Below are 20,054 nucleotides of genomic sequence, written 5' to 3' on the forward strand. Positions count from 1 at the left end.
AAACAAAAGGGGCGCAAATTGCGCCCCTTTTATTTTATACGTTTATCACACCGTCATGATTCTTATCCTTAGCGCTGCGGATGTTCCATATACGCTCAGCCTTGCGGCCGATAAGCCAAAATGAAAGCGCCAGTATGGTGAAGAATATGGTACGATCCATGTGATCCCACAGGTATTCAAAGTATTTGGTATAAATAAATATCAGCAAAAAGGTGATGCCGAACTCGCGGGCAATGGCATCCTTAGTTTTAAGGCCAAGCCATAAAAAACCGCCCGCTACAACGGCCGATATAATACCCCAGTAATACAGGCTGATCTGCTTTATCTGGTACCAGGCATCCACACTGCCATAGTTGCCAAATATGCTTAGCATCCACAGGGAAAGAAACAGGTAGAGTAAGCCCACCACGTAAGTCAATTCCCAAAACCTTTCGAACCATTTTTTGGAGCGAAGCACATAAACTACCGATACCAGCAATATGCCGAAAGCCACGAAACGCAGCGGATAGTTCATGCCTAAAAAGTAATTTGCCCAACGGGTTTGATAACCAGTTTCGGTACCAAACCAGCTACCCAGCGATATCAGCGCGAACAACCATATCAGGCTCGAATCCATACGCCAGGCCAGCAAGCCGTATATAAATACCGATAGCAAAAACAACAGTGAGTAGTGCCCCGAACCATTATCAAAACTTTTGCCTAAGTAAGCAATGCAGCATGCCGTAAAAAGTACGCCGGTAAATATCAGCGCCTCGTTGCTAAAAACCTGCTCGGGGAATAAACGTTCGCGTTTGCGGCCCTGGTAGTAAAATATGGCGGCGGCAGTACCGGCAATTATGCTTATTACAATATCGGGCGTGTAGTATAGTTGTTGCAGCCATTCAATAACCGCGTCGTTTATTATAAGCGACCCAATAGCTATAACACCACAGGCCAGCGCTATCCAAAAGGAGTATTTGGACAGGCGCATCCAGTCGAAACCCTTTACCTCGTATGATGAACGGAGCTTTTCGGCATGCGCGTTATCCAGCAGCCCCTCCTTTTCCCAATGAGAGATGGTGTTATTCAGAAACTCACTTTCCTGTTTATCGAGGTTCAACTTCGGCATAGGTTATCATCTAAAAATCAGAGCCGCTAAATGTAAATATTTAAATTATAATTACAAGGCCCGCCGGTTTATACCAGCAATTTCAATACCGCTTCCTGATCCTTGGCCAACTGTGCGGTAAGTTCATCAAGCGAGTTGAATTTGATATCGCCACGCACATAATGGTAAAACTCCATGCGCAGCTGCTCGCCATATATCTCGGTATTAAAATCAAATATATTAACCTCAATATTACGGGTAATGCCATTAATGGTAGGCCGCTGACCAATGTAGGCCATGCCTTTATATTCCTGATCCTTCAGTTTAACCTTTACAGCGAAAATACCATCGGCAGGTATCAGCTTATAATGTTCTTCAATCAGGATGTTTGCCGTTGGATAGCCAATTTTGCGACCGATCTGATCGCCACGCATTACCTTACCGGTGATAAAGAATTCGTACCCCAAAAATGAGTTGGCATGCTCAATATCATTATCAAGCAAGGCATTGCGTATTCGGGTGGAGCTGACGGCAATATCATCAATATCCTGTTCGGGTATCTCCTCCACATCAAAACCATACACCGGCCCCAGGCGCAGCAGATCAGCCAGACTACCCTGCCTGTCCTTACCAAAGTGGTGATCATAACCGATAACTATTTTGCGGGTACCTATCTTATTCACCAGCACATCGCGTATATATTCCTCGGCGGATTGATTGGAGAAATCGCGAGAGAACGGGGTAATGATCAGGTGGTCGATACCCAGCTGCTCCAGCAGTTCAGCCTTTTCGTGAATCGTGTTGATCAGCTTCAAACCCTCATCCTCCGGATGCAATATCATACGCGGGTGCGGAAAAAAGGTGAGTATAACCGTTTCGCCGCCTGATGCCGCGGCCAATTCCTTTATACCGGCGATGATTTTGCGGTGGCCTATATGTACGCCATCAAACGTGCCAATGGTAACCACGGCATTTTCAATAGCGGTAAATTCATCAATATGATGGTAGATCTTCATTGGGCACAAATGTAATTGATAGCCTTACTGATAGATAATGTTAATGGTAACATAATTGCAATATTAGCCTGCAACTATTCGGCCACTTGTTCGCTGTTCTTCAGGTCGCGGATGATGTTCACCATCTCCATAACCTCGCGGGCATCCTCTATTTTAAAATTACCGCTGCGGGTACGGCGCAAGCGCGATAGGTAAGCGCCATTACCAAGGGCAGCGCCAAAATCGTGCACCAGCGAACGTATGTAGGTACCCTTGCTGCATGTTACCCTAAAATCAACTTCAGGCAGTTCAATGCGGGTCAGTTCAAACTCGGCAATGGTAACTTCACGGGCACGGCGTTCTACCTCCTCGCCACGGCGGGCTTTTTCGTACAACCGCTCCCCGTCAATTTTAATGGCTGAATGCGCCGGCGGATATTGTTGAATAGTACCGATGAATTGCCCCAAAGCCGCGCGCATACCTTCAATGGATATATCGCTGATATCGAAAGTTTGGTCAACCTCGGTTTCCATATCGTACGATGGGGTTGTGGCACCCAGCACCATAGTACCGGTGTACTCTTTTTCCTCGGCCTGAAAGGTGTCTATCTGCTTGGTCATTTTACCGGTGCAGATAATGAGCAGCCCCGTAGCCAGCGGATCAAGCGTACCGGCGTGGCCTACCTTTAGCTTTAGCGGCTTAAAGGCGTTGCGCAGCTTGCCTACCACGTCAAAGCTCGTCCATTTGTAAGGCTTATTGATCAACAGCAGTTGACCCTCGGCAAATTCATTTATGTTGGTATAATTCTCTTTCACGTAATACTATCTAACAAAAATAGCGATGGATAAACACCCATCGCTATTTAATACAAATATCGGTAATTTATTTTAAATCACTTCCAGGTTATGGCCGCTCAGGTACAGGGCTATAATAATACCTCCAACCACAATGCGGTACCAGCCGAACAGCTTAAAGCCCTTACGCTCTAAAAAACTAATAAAGGTTCGTATGGCCAACATAGCAACTACAAACGCCACTACGTTACCTATAACCATTAGTTTAACCTCGTCGCCGGTAAAGCTGTGGCCATCTTTATAGTAGTCCAGCAGTTTTTTGCCGGTTGCGGCAAACATGGTTGGTACGGCCAAAAAGAACGAGAACTCGGCAGCAGCTGTACGACTAAGCTTCTGCGTCATGCCGCCAATAATGGTTGATGCCGAGCGCGACATACCCGGAATCATGGCCAGGCACTGGAAAAAGCCAATCTTTAATGCTGTCGGGAAGCTTATATCTTCTTCTTTGGTGACTACAGGGCTATTAAACCACTTATCAACAAACAGCAACACAATACCACCCAAAAACAGGGTAATACCTACTGTCAGGGCGCTTTCAAGCAACTGATCGATAGTATCGCTCAACAAATAGCCAAATACTGCGGCCGGTATAAAGGCCACCAACAGCTTAAAGTAAAACCTGGTCGACTGAAAAAAGCGCTTGAAATATAATACCACTACCGACAGGATGGCGCCTAATTGTATGACAATGGTAAACAGCTTGATAAAAGGATCAGAAGCGATGCCCATTGCTGATGACGCAATGATCATGTGCCCGGTTGATGATACGGGTAAAAACTCTGTCAACCCCTCGATAATAGCGAGGATGATGACATGTATCATATTGATCATGCCTTGGTTGCCGGTTTACGTAGTATAGCGTAAAACCCTACTCCAAAGCCTGCAAGCACAACCACGGGTGCAACAACAATTTTAGTGGTGCTGTAAATATCGGTAGTACCGGCCATCAGCACAAAACCTATGGCCACAATGGCAATAGCTATAATAAACATCACGTAATTATCTTTATTAAAGATAAAGTTAACAGGTGTATCGGGCTGTGTGGTTTTTGTCGCGGCCCTGAAAGTGGTAGCCGGTTTTGCTGGTTGTTGTGCCATGCTTTATTGTAATTTTTTTATTGAGTGATAGATTATAGTTGATTAACGGTATAGCTGGTAAATTTTTAAACGTAAAAACCTGTTAACAGCCAAATAAGTACTAAAGCCTGATATAAATACCCCCAGGCCTATAACTCCTAAAAATATTAAGCCGAATTCGGTGTAGTTTTGCAGCACCACAAGGTCAGGTATCTGCATCTGGGCAAAGTACAGGGTGCCCATTAAAATAATGATGGCTATTAAGCCGCCTAACAGGCCATGCCATATGCCATACACTATAAAAGGCTTGCGTATAAAAATTTTGGTAGCACCCACCAGCTGCATTGATTTGATCAGGAACCTTTGCGAGTAAATGGCCAGCCTGATGGTGTTATTGATCAACGCTACTGATACCACCACGAATATGCCCGCGAAGGCCAGGATAACCAAGCTGATAGAGGTGATATTGTTATTCATATCATCAACCAGTGATTGCTGGTACTTAACCTCTTTTACCAATGGATTTTTAAGCAGGGTGGCCGTAAATTTTTCGATGCTGGCGTTGTTGGTGTAGTCGGCCTTCAGGTATACATCCAGTGAGCCCGAAAGTGGGTTATAACCCAGAAACTTCACAAAATCCTCACCCAGATCTTTTTTAAGGTGCATGGCGGCAAGCTCCTTAGTTACGTATTGGGTTTGCTTTACCATTACGTTGCTTTCAAGCTGTTTTTGCAGCTCAAGTACATCAGGCTCGTGTGCCGATTCGTCAACAAATATATTAAGTACGATATTCTCCTTCACGTAGCGCGAAAGGTTGTTGGCATGTACCAGTATTAAACCCAGCAAACCAACCATTAATAATACCATGGCCAAACCAAATACGGTTGATATGTATATCGATTTGGTTTTTTGTGCCGACGCGCTTGCTTCAAATTCTTCCATTTATTACTAACAGATTTTGTGGTGTTTTTACATAGGCGGCATTGCAACATTACACAATACCACACTGGCGAAATTAACAAACCTGCCATAAAGGTAAAAGTTTATATGTTATTAAATAAGCTATTACCCTACAACCGGCCCAGTTTAACAAAAATTAACGTGATACCACCCCTGTTAATTGCCCGCCCTGCATAAACAATATATTATAACGCCTGTTTATTATAACATGACAAAGCCAGCAAACGACCATCAAAAACCATCCCCATCAGACACGCCTACCCACAGACCTGCCGATGACGGTAACGAAGCCGTGAAAAAGAAGGAAGATAAAACCTATAAAGGCGATGAGCCCCAACAGGAGAACATTGCCAAAGAACGCGAAAAGGAAGAACAGCCTGTTGATCCTGTAAAAAATCCGCCTGCGGAAAAAGGAATGGACAAAGGCCAGGTGCAGCCTGATTAATTACGCCACTATCACGAAATATCCCGGGTAATGCCTGATGAATTTAATTGCAGATCGTAAAGTTTGCGGTAATATCCACCCTCAATACGTAGCAGTTGCTGGTGCGTACCCATTTCCTTTATCTCACCATGATCAAGCACAATAATATTATCAGCGTTTTGTATGGTCGAAAGGCGGTGGGCTATCACAATAGCCGTACGACCCTGCATCAGTTTCTGGATGGCGTTTTGTATCAGATGCTCAGTTTCGGTATCAACCGATGAAGTTGCTTCATCCAACACCAGAATAGCCGGATCGTACACCAAAGCACGGATAAAAGATATCAGCTGCGCCTGCCCTGCCGATAAGGTGGCACCACGTTCCTGCACATTATAATCATAGCCGCCCGGCAAGCGTTCAATAAAATCGTGCGCGCCAACATCCTTAGCCGCGGCAATAACCTGTTCGCGGGTGATGGATGGGTTGTTCAGGCTGATGTTATTGGCAATGGTATCGCTAAACAGAAACACATCCTGTATAACCGTGGCAATGCGCGAACGCAGGTAATTTACTTCATAGTTTTTTAGGTCCTGCCCGTCAATAGTTACCTCGCCCTGGCCTATCTCGTAAAAACGGTTAAGTATATTTATGGTTGATGATTTGCCCGCACCCGTAGCGCCTACCAGTGCCAGTGTTTCGCCGGACTTAACATGAAAACTGATGTTTTTTAGCACCCAATTATCATCATTATAAGCAAACCATACCTTATCAAAACGGATATCGCCATTCAGCACCGTCGGTTTAAGCTCGCCTTTATTTTCGGCTACCTCATCGGTATCAAGTACTTTAAAAATACGGTCGGCACCAACCATACCCATTTGCAGGGTATTGAACTTATCGGCCAACTGCCTTATCGGCCTGAACAATAGGTTAAGCAGCGTAATAAAAGCCACTATGGTACCGGTTGTAATACCTTGTTTTGATGCCGAGATGGAATTGATCTGCTCATCGGTTAGTATACGTTTACAGCCATACCAAACCAGCAAACCCATGCAAACGGCAAACAATATCTCAATCACAGGGAAGAAAATAGAATACGACCAGTTACTGCGGATGTGCGCGTCGCGGTGTTTTTTGTTAACGTCGTTGAATTTGCGGAATTCCTGCTCCTCTCGGGCAAAGTATTGTATAACGCTAACGCCCGATATATGCTCCTGCAAAAAAGTATTCAATTGCGCTACCTGTGTGCGCACCTCCTGAAAAGCCGACTTAATGGCTTCCTTAAATATAGATGTTGCCAATATCAGCAAGGGCATTGGCAGCAAAGTAACCAGCGCCAGCTTCCAATCCTGCGAGAACATGTAAGCTATGATAGCGATGAGTAGTAACATATCGCCCATGATGGAGATCAAGCCCTCAGCAAAAATATCGGCAATGGTTTCCAGATCAGACACGGTACGGGTGATCAGCATCCCGATAGGAGTACGGTCAAAATATTTTAAACGTAGGGTGGTGATGTGGTTAAATACATCAATCCGCAGATCGCGGATAACCGATTGTCCCAAGGCACTTGTAAGGTAAGTTTGGTAATACTGCGCCACAGTTTGAATTACCAATTGAGCCAGCATCAAACCCACCATAAATACCAAGCCATCATAATCGCCGGTGACAATATGATTATCCAGCGTTTTTTCGATCAATATGGGTTGCGCCAGCGCTATCACCGCCAAAAAAATGGTAAGCACCACCGATACCACAAACGTAGTACGATAAGGCTTAACATACCCCATCACCCTACCCAGCAATTGCCAGTCGAGCGCTTTTCCGGTAACGCTACCCCCGCCCCCTGAAGGAGTGGCTTTTGATCGTTTGAATATCTTAAACAATTTCATGTTGGTGGTTCAATAAATTCCCCTTTTAGGGGTTAGGGGCTAAATATGGATATTTCACCTCTGTTAAATACAAACCGCATGCAGGTACCGATGTTCCGGCTTCGCTACGGTTTTTGCTTTCAATAATGGCTCGTACATCTTCAGGCTCAATAGCCTTACGACCAACCTGCATCAGCGTGCCAACAATAGCCCGCACCATGTTACGTAAAAAACGGTCGGCCGAAATATGGAATACAATCCCCCCATCCGTTTCCACCCATTCAGCCCTGCTAATCCTGCAATTATTGGTTTTTACCTGTGTGTTCGATTTACTGAAACAGCTAAAATCAATATATTCCATAATGATCTTCGCCGCCTCATTCATCAGCCCGATATCCGGCCTGTCCTTTATCAGCCACGAATAATTATGCCTGAACGGGTCTTTGTTAAAGTGGATATGATACTGATACGACCGCAGCGTGGCATCAAACCTCGCATGGGCATCAATATGTACAGGCATTATATTTTTTATGGCGATATCGGTTGGCAAGAGGGCGTTCAGGCGAGCCCCCCAGCCCCCTGAAGGGGGAGTTTTTGCGGCATTTTCCTCAGATAACTGAAGGTCAAAATGCACGAAGAACTCTGTGGCGTGCACACCGGTATCTGTACGGCCGCAGCCGGTGGTATCAATGGGCTGGCGCAGTACGGTGCTGAGCGCCTTGTTCAAAAGCTCCTGCACGGTTACCGCGTTGGGCTGTATTTGCCAACCATGATAACGCGTACCGTCATAAGCCAATTCAATAAAGTAACGTTGGGTGGTCACGCTGGCAAAGGTAGTAATTGTTTATACGGATATTAATCTGCACGAAGTAAACTCTTGTTTACAAATAAAACTCAGGCTATTATTTAAACAATTTTATCTTTGCTGCGTAGGTTAAACATAACCTATTCATTTTTTCCCAACATGATACAACGCATACAATCCATCTATCTTTTTTTAGCCACGCTGGTACTGTTTGGCTTATACGTTTTTCCGCTTATTAACAATGTAAATATTAACGGCACCATATCAAACGTGAGCATACAAGGCGTATACCAGCAATTAGCCGATGGCACCAAGTACACCATTGAGTTTATAGCCGTGAAGATACTTGCCGCCCCGGTAGCTATTTTACCTACGCTCATCATCTTCTTCTACAAAAAACGCAAGCAGCAGGTAGCACTATGTTACAGCGCTATATTGGTAATTATTGGTTACAGCTTCTGGATGGCGCAAACAGTAAAAGGCGTTGTTCCGGGTGGTTTACAAATTGATTTTGCCAACATGGGCATCGGCATGTTCCTGAGTTCGATAGCCATTATATTGATGATCTTCGCCCTACGCGCCATACAGCGTGATGAAAAGCTGGTAAGATCGGCTGATAGGTTACGATAGATACTGAAACTTATAAAAACAGACAGGGCGGAAATGATCATTCCCGCCTTGTCTGTTTAATGTTGATCTCCGCAAAAATACAAAAAGCACAAACCGTAAATAAACTATCTCACCGGCATCAGAAATGCCCGGAACAGCACAAGCCCTGCCAAAGCACAAACTTTCACCGGGCAGGGCGTAGCCGGCGATTTTTGTTTCTTTTGATCGCTCAAAAGAAATTTAGAACAGGTAATGAAGCGGCTTTAAGACAGTGCTTTTGTTAGGTGATTGTGCTTTTACAATCGTCAGTCTGCTCTTGGCCGCAGAGGCCAGTTACTTTACCTTAGATGCAAAGTAACCAAACATCAAGGCAGAAAAAACCTTCCGCCCACAAGGCCATACTCCCTGGCCCGGTTTTCTGCCAGGCCTACGCGCTTTTTAACCCCACCTAAATCCTCCCCGGGGGGAGGACTTTAAAATAATGTCATTTCGAACGAGGTACGAGGAGAAATCTGTCGCTTTGCTATTAAACGCGTGCAGATTTCTCGCTATCGCTCGAAATGACAAGTGGGATAATGCAATAGAAAAACGCGTCATTGCGTGGTTTTAAAGTCCTCCCCCTCGGGGAGGATTTAGGTGGGTTTCACCCTCAAGAAAAAGGCGTTTACTTCAAAGCCCCCTGCTTTATTTCTTCAACCACCGCAGGGTCAAGCAATGTTGAGGTATCACCCAGATTGGAGGTATCGCCTTCGGCTATTTTACGCAGTATGCGGCGCATGATCTTGCCTGATCGTGTTTTGGGCAATCCGCTTACAAACTGAATTTTATCAGGCTTGGCAATCGGACCGATAATGCGTGATACCGTCATGATGATATCCTTACGGGTAAGCTCGGGGTTTTCGTGCATATCCGGACTAACCACATAGGCGTAAACACCTTGCCCCTTAATATCGTGCGGGTAACCTACCACGGCCGATTCAACTACGCTGCTGTGCATATTGATAGCATTCTCAACCTCGGCAGTACCAATGCGGTGACCTGATACATTGAGTACATCATCAACCCTGCCGGTAATGCGGTAGTAACCATCATCATCGCGCAGGCAGCCATCGCCGGTAAAGTACAGGTTATCGTAAGTAGCGAAGTAGGTGGTGCGGCAACGCTCGTGATCGTCGTAGGTGGTGCGCAGTATGCCCGGCCACGGGAATTTGATACATAGGTTACCGCTAACGCCGTTGCCTTCTATCTCCTTGCCGTTCTCATCAACCAAAACTGGTTGTATACCCGGTAGTGGTAAAGTGGCATAGCCTGGTTTGGTTGGGGTAACGCCCGCTATCGGGGTTATCATGATGCCGCCGGTTTCGGTTTGCCACCAGGTATCAACTATAGGGCATTTGTTATGGCCTATGTTATCATCCAGCCAATGCCAGGCTTCCTCGTTAATTGGCTCCCCTACCGATCCCAGCTTTTTAAGCGAGCTTAGATCGTGACCTTTCAAATAATCAGGCCCGAAACCCATTAGCGAGCGTATTGCCGTTGGCGCGGTATATAAAATGTTAACCTTATGCTTTTCGGTTATCTGCCACAGGCGACTTGCATCCGGAAAGGTAGGCACGCCCTCAAACATCAGCGTGGTTGCCCCTTGCGATAGCGGCCCGTAAACAATGTACGAGTGTCCGGTTATCCAACCAATATCAGCTGTACAGAAGTAAACTTCGCCCGGATTATATTGAAATACATTGGCGAAGGTATATCCCGCGTAAACCATGTAGCCACCGCAGGTATGTACCACACCCTTAGGTTTACCGGTTGAGCCCGATGTGTACAGGATGAAAAGCATATCCTCGGCATCCATTTCCTCGGCAGGGCATTCGGGATTACCTTGTGTTTCAACTTTTTTGATCTCATCTTCCCACCAAACATCACGCCCCTTGATCATTGATACCGGTGTGTGTGTACGTGTTAACACGATGGTACGCTTAACCGACGGGCACTGAACCAGCGCATCGTCAATCACGTTCTTCATTTGGATATCCTTATTGCCGCGGTAAGCTCCGTCAGATGTGATCACGATATTGCAATCCGCATCCTTTATCCTGTCGGCAATGGATTGGGCTGAAAAGCCGCCAAAAACTACCGAGTGTATAGCGCCGATACGGGCACAGGCCAAAACTGAAATAGCCAGCTCGGGTACCATCGGCATATATATACATATACGGTCGCCTTTTTTGGCGCCGTTGTTTTTTAGTACGTTGGCAAACTGGCACACCTTATCGTGCAGTTGCTTGTAGGTAAGTATCCTGAAATCTTCACTTGGGTCATTAGGTTCCCAGATGATGGCCGGGGTGTCGGCATTTTTTTCCAGATGGCGGTCGAGGCAGTTCTCGGTAATATTAAGTTTGGCCCCGTTAAACCATTTAACATCAGGGTCTTTAAAGTTCCATTCCAGAACCTTGTCCCATTTCATTTTCCATGTAAAATTCTCAGCAACACCGGCCCAAAATTGCTCTGGCTGTTCAACGCTTTGCTTGTACGCTTGCTCGTATTGCTCAAACGAAGTGATCTTCATTGGTTTAAAAAGTTAAAATTGGTTACAAAATATAATTAGCCACGGGGTTAACTAATGCCGCCTAAAATACATTTTTCAACATGCTTTTGTGTTGATTATAAAGATTTTTAAAAATTTTCCACATCACTATTGCCTGTTAATCAAAAAATTCAGATATTTGCACTCCTCTTTAAAACAGAGGTTGTAATTAATACGAATTGTCATGTCAAGAATTTGTGATTTAACAGGTAAAGGATATATGAACGGTAACAACGTTTCAAACTCGAACGTTAAAACCAAGCGTAAATTTTATCCTAACTTAAAACTTAAAAAGTTTTACATCCCTGAAGAAGATAAATGGATAACCTTAAAGGTATCTACTTCTGCTGTTAAAACCATCAGCAAAAATGGTATAACCGCTTGTATAAACAAGTTTGTTAAAAAAGGTTACATTTAATAGATTGAACTTGGTAACAAGCTGCCTGCATTTATTTGCAGTAAGTAGCTAATACCATAATATAAAAATACCATGGCTAAAAAAGGCAACAGAGTTCAGGTAATACTGGAGTGCACTGAGCACAAAGAAAGCGGCTTGCCAGGCATGTCTCGCTACATTACCAACAAGAACAAAAAAAATACAACTGAAAGGCTTGAACTAAAAAAATTCAACCCTGTTCTGCGTAAAGTAACAGTTCACAAAGAGATTAAGTAATTAGCTTGATAGCATTTGCCGGTTCCTATTATCGGCATGTTTTATCAGCATAAAATTAAACAGAGATGGCAAAGAAAGTAGTTGCAACCCTGAAAACAGGTAAAGGCAAAGAATATTCTAAAGTGATCACCGCGGTTAAATCACCAAAAACAGGTGCTTACACTTTCAAAGAACTTATCGTACACAACGATCACGTTAAGGACGCTATTAACGAAGCTAAAGCTTAATTCGTTCCCTTACGTTCTGATAAGCTACAGAAGCCGTCTTGTATTTAACGAGAGGGCTTTTTTTGTTGTACCGGAAGTAGATGAGGAGATGTGCGGATATGCAGATGTAATCACAAGCTTTATTGAAAGCGGTGAGGTGATGGAATGCTTCGACAGGCTCAGCATGACACATGGCGTACGGAAGGGACACAAATCAGCATTAAAGCTGTATGGCTGTAATGTAAAGATTTTTGCAGGTTGCGCATTTTTAGCTTTTAATCTGCACATTTACATATCTGCATATTTGCAAATAATCAATATCTGCATATAATTATGGGTTTATTTGATTTCTTCAAGAAAAAAGAAAATACCGTACAGGAACAGGAAGCGCTTGACACCGGGCTTGAAAAAACCAAGGACAATTTCTTCTCCAAAATAACCAAGGCCATCGCCGGTAAATCAACCGTTGATGATGATGTGCTTGACGATCTGGAAGAAGTGCTCGTAACATCAGACGTTGGTGTTAGCACAACCCTTAAAATAATTGATCGTATACAGGCACGTGTAGCGCGCGATAAGTATGTAAATACATCTGAGCTTAATACCCTGCTGCGCGATGAGATACAGCAACTGCTTGCCGAAAACAACAGTAACGATTTTGCCAGCTTTGAATACGGCAGCCATAAACCTTATGTAATTATGGTGGTTGGCGTTAACGGCGTAGGCAAAACCACTACCATCGGCAAACTGGCTCACAAGCTAAAGCAAGCGGGCAACCAGGTAGTGCTGGGCGCTGCGGATACCTTCCGCGCGGCGGCGGTTGACCAGATCAAACTTTGGGGTGAGCGCGTTGGCGTAAAGGTAGTGGCACAGGCCATGGGGTCTGACCCGGCATCTGTAGCTTATGATACTCTGCGTTCGGCAGTATCAAACGGTGATGATGTTGCTATTATTGATACCGCCGGTCGTTTACACAACAAGGTAGGCCTGATGAACGAGTTGACCAAGATCAAGAACGTAATGCAAAAGGTGGTACCCGGTGCCCCGCACGAAATATTACTGGTGCTTGATGCCTCAACCGGCCAAAACGCCATTGAGCAATGCAAGCAGTTTACCGAGGCAACGGCAGTTAACGCCTTAGCCCTCACCAAACTCGATGGCACAGCCAAAGGCGGTGTGGTTATCGGTATATCCGACCAGTTCAAGATACCGGTTAAATACATCGGTGTAGGCGAAGCAATGGATCATCTGCAATTGTTTGATCGCAAGAGTTTTGTAGATAGCTTGTTTAAAAGCTAAATAATAATATAAAGTCATTGCGAGGAGGTACGACGAAGCAATCTCAACCTCGCATTAAATGACAAGTAGTAAAAGAGATTGCTTCGTTCCTCGCAATGACGGGTTGGCAATATGAAGACTAAGGAAATTAACAGACAGGTAAAATCAATAAGTAAACCGCGTGTGAACGTAGTTACATTAGGTTGCTCTAAAAACATCTACGATTCGGAAGTTTTGATGGGGCAGCTTAAGGGCAATGCTTTTGATGTGGTGCATGAGGCCGATAAGGTAAGCAGTAATGATATTGTGGTGATCAACACCTGCGGTTTTATTGATAACGCCAAGCAGGAATCTATCGATACCATACTACAATACAGCGAGCTTAAGGAGCAGGGCAAAGTGGGTAAGGTTATTGTTACCGGATGCCTGTCCGAACGTTATAAGCCCGAGCTTCAGGCCGAGATACCTAATATTGATGCCTACTTTGGTACTAATGATCTTAAGGATGTATTGACTACCATTGGCGCCAACTATCGCCATGAGTTAATAGGTGAGCGTTTGCTGACCACGCCATCTCATTTCGCTTACTTTAAAATTGCTGAGGGTTGTAACCGTCCGTGTTCATTTTGCGCCATCCCGCTGATGCGCGGAAAGCATGTTACCAAACCTATTGACGAGTTAGTTACCGAGGCTAAAAACCTGGCCAAAAACGGCACTAAGGAATTAATACTGATAGCCCAGGATTTGACCTATTATGGCCTTGACCTATACGGCAAACGTAATCTGGACGAATTGCTGCGCCGCCTGTCGGATGTTAACGGCATCGAATGGATCAGGCTGCAATATGCCTACCCTTCGGGTTTCCCGATGGAAGTGCTGGATGTGATGAACGAGCGCGAAAACATCTGCAAATATCTGGATATGCCATTGCAGCATATTACGGATAACATGCTAAAATCAATGCGTCGTGGTATCACCAAACAAAAAACCATCGACCTGGTGAGTGAGATACGCGACAGGGTGCCTAACATCGCTTTGCGTACCACCCTGATAACCGGCTACCCTGGCGAAACCGTGCAGGATTTTGAAGAAATGGCCCAATGGGTTGAAGATACCCGCTTTGATCGTTTGGGTTGTTTCACCTATTCGCACGAAGAAAAAACACATGCCCATACACTGGTTGATGATGTACCTGATGAAGTAAAACAGGAACGCGCCGATGCCATTATGGAAATTCAGCAGGGCATATCATTCGAGAAAAACCAGGAGAAGATTGGCAATACCTATAAAGTACTGATAGACAAAAAGGATGGCGGCTATTTTGTTGGCCGTACCGAGTTTGATTCGCCCGAGGTGGATAACGAGGTGTTGATTGATGCTAATGTTGATTATGCAACCGTTGGTGGCTTTGTTAACGTTAAAATTGACAATGCCGAGGACTTCGACCTTTATGGACAGATTGTAAAATAAATTAAACTTTCGGTTCTTTTAACCTAATCGTTTACTTTTGGGCTGATGGATGCTAACTGTATCAGCTATAAGGATACCGGTTTCTTTTCGCAAACGGTTATTGATTACGTGGACGATGCCCCGGCGCTTCGTCCGTTTTATGGCTACCGCCCGGATATGGACGGCTTTGCCAAACTGCTGGCCGCTAAAACCGTAACTGCCGACAGGCAGGTATTGGTTGATGTGCTTACCCGCCAGTACAACGCAATTACCCATATTGACGGCGAGCTGACCCGCACACCGCTTGAACGTGTAAAAGAACTTTCATCGGCCGATACGTATACCGTAACTACGGGCCATCAGCTTAATATTTTCGCGGGGCCGCTGTATTTTATCTATAAGATAGTTACCGCCATTAAGCTTACTCAACAACTAAAAGCCCAATTTCCTGATAAAAACTTTGTGCCCGTTTACTGGATGGCCAGTGAGGACCATGATTTTGCCGAGATAAACTATACCAACATAGGCGGCAAAAAAGTACACTGGTGGTACGAGGCATCAGGCGCTACAGGCCGCATTAATCCGGATAGTATGCGTCAGGCGCTTAACCAATATAAGGGTGTTTTGGGTTTGGAAAACCATGCCCTGCCATTAGCGCAAATAGTTGAAAAGGCCTACACCGGCTTTGATAAACTGGCCGATGCTACCCGCTATTTAGTGAACGCCTTGTTCGGTCAGTACGGTTTGGTGGTTATTGACGCGGATGATATCGCCTTTAAAAAACAATTCGCGCCAATTATTGAGCGCGACATCATTGAGCAAAACAGCTTTAAACATATCAGCGCCACCAATCAGGAATTAGAAAAACTGGGTGTTGGCATACAGGTTAACCCACGCGAGATCAACTTTTTTTACCTGCTGGATGGCTTGCGCGAGCGTATAGTATTTGAGGGCGACGCCTACAAGGTTTTAAATACGGAGATAGCCTTCAGCGAGGCTGAGTTGAAAACCGAAGTAGCTGACCATGCCGAGCGTTTTAGTCCGAATGTAGTAATGCGCCCGCTTTACCAGGAGTGTATTTTGCCTAACATAGCCTACATTGGCGGTGGTGCCGAGGTGGTTTACTGGCTCGAACTGAAAGCTAACTTTGACCATTACGGTGTCGACTTCCCGATACTGATATTGCGAAACTCGGGCCTGGTGATCCCTAAACGCATATCGGCCAAGATAGGCCAGATGGAGCTCTCGCCGGTGGATATATTTAAGTCTGCCGACCTGATAAAGAATAACTGGGTAAAAAAACACAGCGAACATACCCTATCGCTAAACGAAGAATGGCGCGAACTAAAATCCATTTTTGAGAAGATAAAACTACGCGCCTACAAGATCGACCCAACCCTTGCCCCATCAACCGAGGCCGTAAGTGCACGACTTAAGCATGCCATTGATAACCTGGAGAAAAAGATGGTAAAAGCCGAACGTGCTAATTACCATATCCGCCTGGAGCAGGTAGAGCACATCAAGGCCGAGCTATTTCCTAAAAACAGTTTACAGGAACGTGCCGAGAATTTCGGATTGTTCTATGTAAAATGGGGTCAGGAATTTATTGATGAGCTGATAAAACACTTTGAACCGCTGGATTTCAGGTTTACTATCCTATCGGAGTAAGATTTTCTTTTAGTGATGATGTTTTGGCTTTAACAAATTAAGCCGGGAGATATTATGGAGTGAATTTATTAATTGTATATTCATGCCTGTAATATCCAACACATTATCACACCAACAATGAAACTCCTCGGCAAAGCAATTTTAACATTAGCTATAGCAGGTATTGGCGCTGTACAAGCCATCGCCCAAACTACTGATAAGTCACCTACTGATTACCTGAGCGCGTCGTTCCATGCGGTTAGGCGACAGGCACTGCGCGATATGATGCCCGCCAACTCGGTAACGGTAATATTTGCTTACCCTGAGCGTGTTTTCTCCAACGATGTGAACTATGTGTATCATGCCAATCCTGACCTGTATTATTTTTCGGGATATAAGGAACCTGATGCCGCCTTGCTGATATTTAAGGATATGCAAGGTGCCGGCGACAGTGCTTACAACGAAGTGCTTTTTGTACGCAAGCGCGATGCCTCCCGCGAAATATGGACCGGTAAACGCCTGGGTGTTGATGGGGCTAAGACCAAGCTTGGTTTTAAACGTGCCTACAACAGCGAAGCTTTCGCGGGTTTCCCTATCGACTTCAAAAAATTCAGCGAGGTAATATATGATGGCCTGCCTGCTGATGCTACCGGTGAACTGGCCGGATTGATCAAATCCTTTAAAGAAAAAGTAAACGCGCCTACCATTGATAGTGAACTATCAGGCGATCTGGGCTTTTTGTACGAGCGTGCCACGCCTGAGCTGATGCCCCGGGTTGTTGCCTACCTGAAGCCAAAACTGGAAAAAGAGGCTTACAAAAACAGCCCCATTATACAACAACTGATAGCCAAGCCCGATGCAGCATCGTTACAGGATGCCAAGGCCAAAATAAAAGCACTGTTGGGCGGCATGCAAAACTTCCAGAATTTTACCTTGGCGCTGCGTGGTGTTAAAACTCCCGAGGAATTGGTGTTGCTTAAAAAATCGGTAGCACTATCGAGCATTGCGCATGCTGAGGTGATGCGTGCGGTAAAGCCAACCATGTCCGAACGGGAGTTGGAGGGCATACTGCTTTACGTGCATAAAAAATACGGTGCCGAGGATGAAGGCTATCCGCCAATTATAGGTGTGGGCGGCAACGGCTGTATTTTACACTACGAAGAAAACAGCGCCATGAAGTTAGATAATCAACTGGTGCTGCTTGATGTGGGTGCCGAATATCATGGCTACTCGGCCGATGTTACCCGCACCATACCGGCCAACGGCAAATTCAGCGAAGAACAAAAGGCCATTTACCAACTGGTTTATGATGCGCAGGAAGAAGTTTTTAAGCTTTGCAAGGCCGGTGTACCTTATGCCGATCTGGAAAAGAAAACAGGTGAAGTACTTGCCGCCGGACTTATAAAATTAGGCATCATAAAAACCGAGGCCGATCTGCGTAAATATTACCCGCATGGCGTATCGCACCACCTGGGGCTTGATGTGCACGATAAGGGTGACTACAGCGGCGAGCTGAAAGAGAACATGGTGATAACCGTTGAGCCGGGCATTTATATACCTGCGGGTAGCGAGTGCGATAAAAAATGGTGGAACATTGGCGTCCGTATTGAGGACGACATATTGATCGGCAAAGAGAAAGGCACCAACCTATCGGCCGATGCCCCTCGTACCTGGCAGGACGTTGAAAAAATGGCTGCCCAAAAAAGTATTTTTGATGCTGTTAACCTCCCTGCTATCAAGTAGAAAAGGTAAACAAACTGTGCTGGCTTGCCGTATGCAGATCGCGCCATACCTGGTTAATTTCGGTATCGGGGTTGGCGGCTATTAATCCGCAGTAAGGGTATAGCTCGTCTACCACATTTCGCGCAAGAGTAGCTAAGGTATGCGCTGTGGTGCTCACGGCCTTTAACTCTTTGGCACTATCAGCCTTTTGGCTCACAGCCTGCCACGATGCATCAACCGCCTGGTAAAAATCAGCACGTGCATTGTTCAGCTTTTCTACACTTACCTGCAACAACTGCTGCACTTTTTGCTGCTGCACAGCATTATACCGCCCGCGAAAGGGTTTATCGGCAAACAAGGTTTCGCACAGATCGGTAAAGTGAATGGCCAAGCCGCTCATATTGGCGGTAAGGGTAGCCTCGGCTAATTGCATAAAGGGATAATAATACAACGCGCCGTCAACCTTAGCTGCCGAAGCATCTATTTTAAAGCAACGGTTAGCAGGTACAAAAAGGTTATCTACCCGGTAAGCATCGCTGCCGGTACACATCATACCCACATATTTCCATGCCGATTGTATATTGACATCCTCGCGGTTAAAAACAAAGGGCAATATCAACGGAGAACCATCCTCATTCAACACCGTTTCGTCGCCTTGCTTTATTACGCAGTTGGCAGTTACGTGCGTGGCATGTTGTATACCGCTGGCATATTTCCACTCGCCGTTGATGATGTAGCCATCCTCGGTAATAGTTGCAGTACCACTTGGCGCGCCGCTGCCCGCCAGGCAAAGTTGCGGGTTAGCGAATATGTCCCCGGCGGCATCAGGCTCAATAAACCCACCAAACCAACCCGCACCACTGCACAGCGTTACCACCCAGCCCAAACTACCGTTGACCCAAGCCAGGCTTTCCTCTAAACGCACCTGATCGGGCAGGTTAAGTTCGAGGCCTGCATAAGCGGCAGGTACCAAAAACTTGAACCAGCCCTGCTCATGCACCAGCGCTAATTGCACCGGGTGCAGCTTGCCCGTCTTTTCCGCTTCCGGCACATGGCGGCGTATAATATCAACCCATTCGGGTTTTAATAATGTAGATGGATGCATAGGTAATGTTTGATCAGTGAGCTACGGTTAGTTTACCCTCCAGCTTCTTCTTCCAATCGTAATAACCGAATATGGCCACCACGAACAAAAAGATGGTAAGGCAGGCAAACAAGGGCAAACTCTTATAAAACAACAGGGGCACCGCCACAAAATTGCTGATGTTGAGCAATACCCAGTTCTCTATCTTCCGGCGGGCCAAAAGCCACATCCCAGCCCAGGCGGTTGATGATACAAAGGAATCAAGTATCGGCACATCCGACGGGGTAAAGTATTTCAGCAGCACATAAAACACCGCCCATCCCCCTAAACTGATGCCAAGGGTAATATACCATTCGTTGCGGTTGGCATAGCTGATCTGCACAGGTGGCTCATCGCGCTTTTTCATCCAGTACACCCAGCCGTAAATACTCATCACCAGGTAATACATATTCAACGCCGCCTCGGCATAAAGCTGAACATCAACCAATAAATATAACGACAGCACTATGCCGATGATACCCGCCGGGTACAGTAATATATTATTACGCTTAGCCAGCAGTACCTCGGCCACACCAAAAATGGTGGCTATCCATTGCAGCAGGCCGGTTCCTTTTATTTCTTTGATGAATAGTTCTATCCAATGTTGCATATACCCCTCCTAAATGAAAATCGTTGTCATTTCGAACGAGGTACGAGGAGAAATCTGTCGCTTTGCTATTGAACGCGT

Annotated in this window: 20 protein-coding genes; 9 read left to right on the forward strand and 11 right to left on the reverse strand. The window is 45.5% G+C overall.

All coding sequences use genetic code 11. The features are described 5' to 3' along the window. Positions 1–34: 34 nt before the first annotated feature. The 6 genes from IM792_RS10100 to IM792_RS10125 form a co-directional block, all read right to left on the reverse strand. A complete protein-coding gene (locus IM792_RS10100; RefSeq protein WP_228085013.1) occupies positions 35–1,108 on the reverse strand; it encodes a DUF2157 domain-containing protein in 1,074 nt (357 codons plus the stop codon). A gap of 68 nt (positions 1,109–1,176) precedes the next feature. Beyond that, a complete protein-coding gene (locus tag IM792_RS10105; RefSeq protein WP_194101723.1) occupies positions 1,177–2,103 on the reverse strand; it encodes a bifunctional riboflavin kinase/FAD synthetase in 927 nt (308 codons plus the stop codon). Between the two features lie 74 nt (positions 2,104–2,177). Further along, entirely contained in the window at positions 2,178–2,897 is a 720-nt protein-coding gene (truB, locus tag IM792_RS10110; protein ID WP_194101724.1) for a tRNA pseudouridine(55) synthase TruB, read from the reverse strand. 72 nt (positions 2,898–2,969) lie between these two features. Beyond that, positions 2,970–3,764, reverse strand: a complete 795-nt coding sequence (locus IM792_RS10115) for an undecaprenyl-diphosphate phosphatase (protein WP_194101967.1) — start codon at positions 3,762–3,764, stop codon at positions 2,970–2,972. Further along, entirely contained in the window at positions 3,764–4,033 is a 270-nt protein-coding gene (locus tag IM792_RS10120; protein ID WP_194101725.1) for a DUF3098 domain-containing protein, read from the reverse strand. Before IM792_RS10120 ends, IM792_RS10115 begins: the two co-directional genes overlap by 1 nt. A gap of 42 nt (positions 4,034–4,075) precedes the next feature. Further along, positions 4,076–4,954 carry a permease-like cell division protein FtsX gene (locus IM792_RS10125; RefSeq protein WP_194101726.1) on the reverse strand — a complete coding sequence of 293 codons (879 nt, stop codon included), beginning with the start codon at positions 4,952–4,954 and terminating at the stop codon, positions 4,076–4,078. A 226-nt stretch (positions 4,955–5,180) separates the two neighbouring features. Here IM792_RS10125 and IM792_RS10130 point away from each other — a divergent pair, with 226 nt between their 5' ends. Further along, a complete protein-coding gene (locus tag IM792_RS10130; RefSeq protein ID WP_194101727.1) occupies positions 5,181–5,417 on the forward strand; it encodes a hypothetical protein in 237 nt (78 codons plus the stop codon). A gap of 11 nt (positions 5,418–5,428) precedes the next feature. Here IM792_RS10130 and IM792_RS10135 read toward each other — a convergent pair whose 3' ends face one another. Further along, the gene (locus tag IM792_RS10135; RefSeq protein ID WP_194101728.1) at positions 5,429–7,288 is read right to left on the reverse strand and encodes an ABC transporter ATP-binding protein; all 1,860 of its coding nucleotides are present in this window, start codon (positions 7,286–7,288) and stop codon (positions 5,429–5,431) included. A 25-nt stretch (positions 7,289–7,313) separates the two neighbouring features. Beyond that, the gene (gene truA / locus IM792_RS10140; RefSeq protein WP_194101729.1) at positions 7,314–8,090 is read right to left on the reverse strand and encodes a tRNA pseudouridine(38-40) synthase TruA; all 777 of its coding nucleotides are present in this window, start codon (positions 8,088–8,090) and stop codon (positions 7,314–7,316) included. A gap of 141 nt (positions 8,091–8,231) precedes the next feature. Between truA and IM792_RS10145 the strand changes: the two genes are divergently transcribed. Further along, positions 8,232–8,702: a DUF4293 domain-containing protein gene (locus IM792_RS10145; RefSeq protein ID WP_194101730.1), complete on the forward strand. Its 471-nt coding sequence runs from the start codon at positions 8,232–8,234 to the stop codon at positions 8,700–8,702. A 643-nt stretch (positions 8,703–9,345) separates the two neighbouring features. On the opposite strand, the gene acs is transcribed toward IM792_RS10145, so the two are convergent. Continuing rightward, positions 9,346–11,250, reverse strand: coding sequence for an acetate--CoA ligase (gene acs, locus IM792_RS10150; RefSeq protein WP_194101731.1), 1,905 nt, complete (start codon positions 11,248–11,250; stop codon positions 9,346–9,348). A gap of 202 nt (positions 11,251–11,452) precedes the next feature. On the opposite strand from acs, the gene rpmB reads away from it, so the two are divergent. The 7 genes from rpmB (at position 11,453) to IM792_RS10185 (ending at position 18,264) form a co-directional block, all read left to right on the forward strand. After that, on the forward strand, positions 11,453–11,686 hold the full coding sequence (gene rpmB, locus IM792_RS10155) for a 50S ribosomal protein L28 (protein ID WP_194101732.1): 234 nt from the start codon (positions 11,453–11,455) through the stop codon (positions 11,684–11,686). A gap of 72 nt (positions 11,687–11,758) precedes the next feature. Beyond that, positions 11,759–11,941 carry a 50S ribosomal protein L33 gene (gene rpmG / locus IM792_RS10160; protein WP_194101733.1) on the forward strand — a complete coding sequence of 61 codons (183 nt, stop codon included), beginning with the start codon at positions 11,759–11,761 and terminating at the stop codon, positions 11,939–11,941. 65 nt (positions 11,942–12,006) lie between these two features. Next, the gene (locus IM792_RS10165; RefSeq protein WP_194101734.1) at positions 12,007–12,168 is read left to right on the forward strand and encodes a DUF4295 domain-containing protein; all 162 of its coding nucleotides are present in this window, start codon (positions 12,007–12,009) and stop codon (positions 12,166–12,168) included. A gap of 312 nt (positions 12,169–12,480) precedes the next feature. Beyond that, positions 12,481–13,446 carry a signal recognition particle-docking protein FtsY gene (gene ftsY / locus IM792_RS10170; RefSeq protein ID WP_194101735.1) on the forward strand — a complete coding sequence of 322 codons (966 nt, stop codon included), beginning with the start codon at positions 12,481–12,483 and terminating at the stop codon, positions 13,444–13,446. A 111-nt stretch (positions 13,447–13,557) separates the two neighbouring features. Further along, entirely contained in the window at positions 13,558–14,895 is a 1,338-nt protein-coding gene (rimO, locus tag IM792_RS10175; RefSeq protein ID WP_194101736.1) for a 30S ribosomal protein S12 methylthiotransferase RimO, read from the forward strand. A 45-nt stretch (positions 14,896–14,940) separates the two neighbouring features. Next, positions 14,941–16,542 (forward strand): bacillithiol biosynthesis cysteine-adding enzyme BshC, encoded by a 1,602-nt coding sequence (gene bshC, locus IM792_RS10180; RefSeq protein ID WP_194101737.1) that lies wholly within the window; start codon positions 14,941–14,943, stop codon positions 16,540–16,542. Positions 16,543–16,659: 117 nt separating this feature from the next. Next, positions 16,660–18,264 (forward strand): aminopeptidase P family protein, encoded by a 1,605-nt coding sequence (locus IM792_RS10185; protein ID WP_194101738.1) that lies wholly within the window; start codon positions 16,660–16,662, stop codon positions 18,262–18,264. Here the strand turns inward: IM792_RS10185 and IM792_RS10190 are convergent. Both IM792_RS10190 and pnuC read right to left on the reverse strand, forming a co-directional pair. Continuing rightward, positions 18,257–19,348 (reverse strand): acyl-CoA dehydrogenase, encoded by a 1,092-nt coding sequence (locus IM792_RS10190; protein ID WP_194101739.1) that lies wholly within the window; start codon positions 19,346–19,348, stop codon positions 18,257–18,259. The two genes, IM792_RS10185 and IM792_RS10190, sit on opposite strands and share 8 nt — an antisense overlap. Before the next feature lie 13 nt (positions 19,349–19,361). Further along, positions 19,362–19,976, reverse strand: coding sequence for a nicotinamide riboside transporter PnuC (gene pnuC / locus IM792_RS10195; protein WP_194101740.1), 615 nt, complete (start codon positions 19,974–19,976; stop codon positions 19,362–19,364). Positions 19,977–20,054 lie beyond the last annotated feature (78 nt).

This window comes from Mucilaginibacter sp. JRF, from assembly GCF_015223065.1.
Classification (GTDB): Bacteria; Bacteroidota; Bacteroidia; order Sphingobacteriales; family Sphingobacteriaceae; genus Mucilaginibacter.

Coding starts and splice junctions, on each gene's coding strand:
- rpmG (WP_194101733.1), top strand. CDS start 11,759: ATGGCTAAAAAAGGCAACAGAGTTCAGGTAATACTGGAGTGCACTGAG.
- IM792_RS10135 (WP_194101728.1), bottom strand. CDS start 7,288: ATGAAATTGTTTAAGATATTCAAACGATCAAAAGCCACTCCTTCAGGG.
- pnuC (WP_194101740.1), bottom strand. CDS start 19,976: ATGCAACATTGGATAGAACTATTCATCAAAGAAATAAAAGGAACCGGC.
- acs (WP_194101731.1), bottom strand. CDS start 11,250: ATGAAGATCACTTCGTTTGAGCAATACGAGCAAGCGTACAAGCAAAGC.
- IM792_RS10120 (WP_194101725.1), bottom strand. CDS start 4,033: ATGGCACAACAACCAGCAAAACCGGCTACCACTTTCAGGGCCGCGACA.
- rpmB (WP_194101732.1), top strand. CDS start 11,453: ATGTCAAGAATTTGTGATTTAACAGGTAAAGGATATATGAACGGTAAC.
- IM792_RS10100 (WP_228085013.1), bottom strand. CDS start 1,108: ATGCCGAAGTTGAACCTCGATAAACAGGAAAGTGAGTTTCTGAATAAC.
- IM792_RS10125 (WP_194101726.1), bottom strand. CDS start 4,954: ATGGAAGAATTTGAAGCAAGCGCGTCGGCACAAAAAACCAAATCGATA.
- IM792_RS10165 (WP_194101734.1), top strand. CDS start 12,007: ATGGCAAAGAAAGTAGTTGCAACCCTGAAAACAGGTAAAGGCAAAGAA.
- rimO (WP_194101736.1), top strand. CDS start 13,558: ATGAAGACTAAGGAAATTAACAGACAGGTAAAATCAATAAGTAAACCG.
- bshC (WP_194101737.1), top strand. CDS start 14,941: ATGGATGCTAACTGTATCAGCTATAAGGATACCGGTTTCTTTTCGCAA.
- IM792_RS10145 (WP_194101730.1), top strand. CDS start 8,232: ATGATACAACGCATACAATCCATCTATCTTTTTTTAGCCACGCTGGTA.
- ftsY (WP_194101735.1), top strand. CDS start 12,481: ATGGGTTTATTTGATTTCTTCAAGAAAAAAGAAAATACCGTACAGGAA.
- IM792_RS10130 (WP_194101727.1), top strand. CDS start 5,181: ATGACAAAGCCAGCAAACGACCATCAAAAACCATCCCCATCAGACACG.
- IM792_RS10185 (WP_194101738.1), top strand. CDS start 16,660: ATGAAACTCCTCGGCAAAGCAATTTTAACATTAGCTATAGCAGGTATT.
- IM792_RS10190 (WP_194101739.1), bottom strand. CDS start 19,348: ATGCATCCATCTACATTATTAAAACCCGAATGGGTTGATATTATACGC.
- IM792_RS10105 (WP_194101723.1), bottom strand. CDS start 2,103: ATGAAGATCTACCATCATATTGATGAATTTACCGCTATTGAAAATGCC.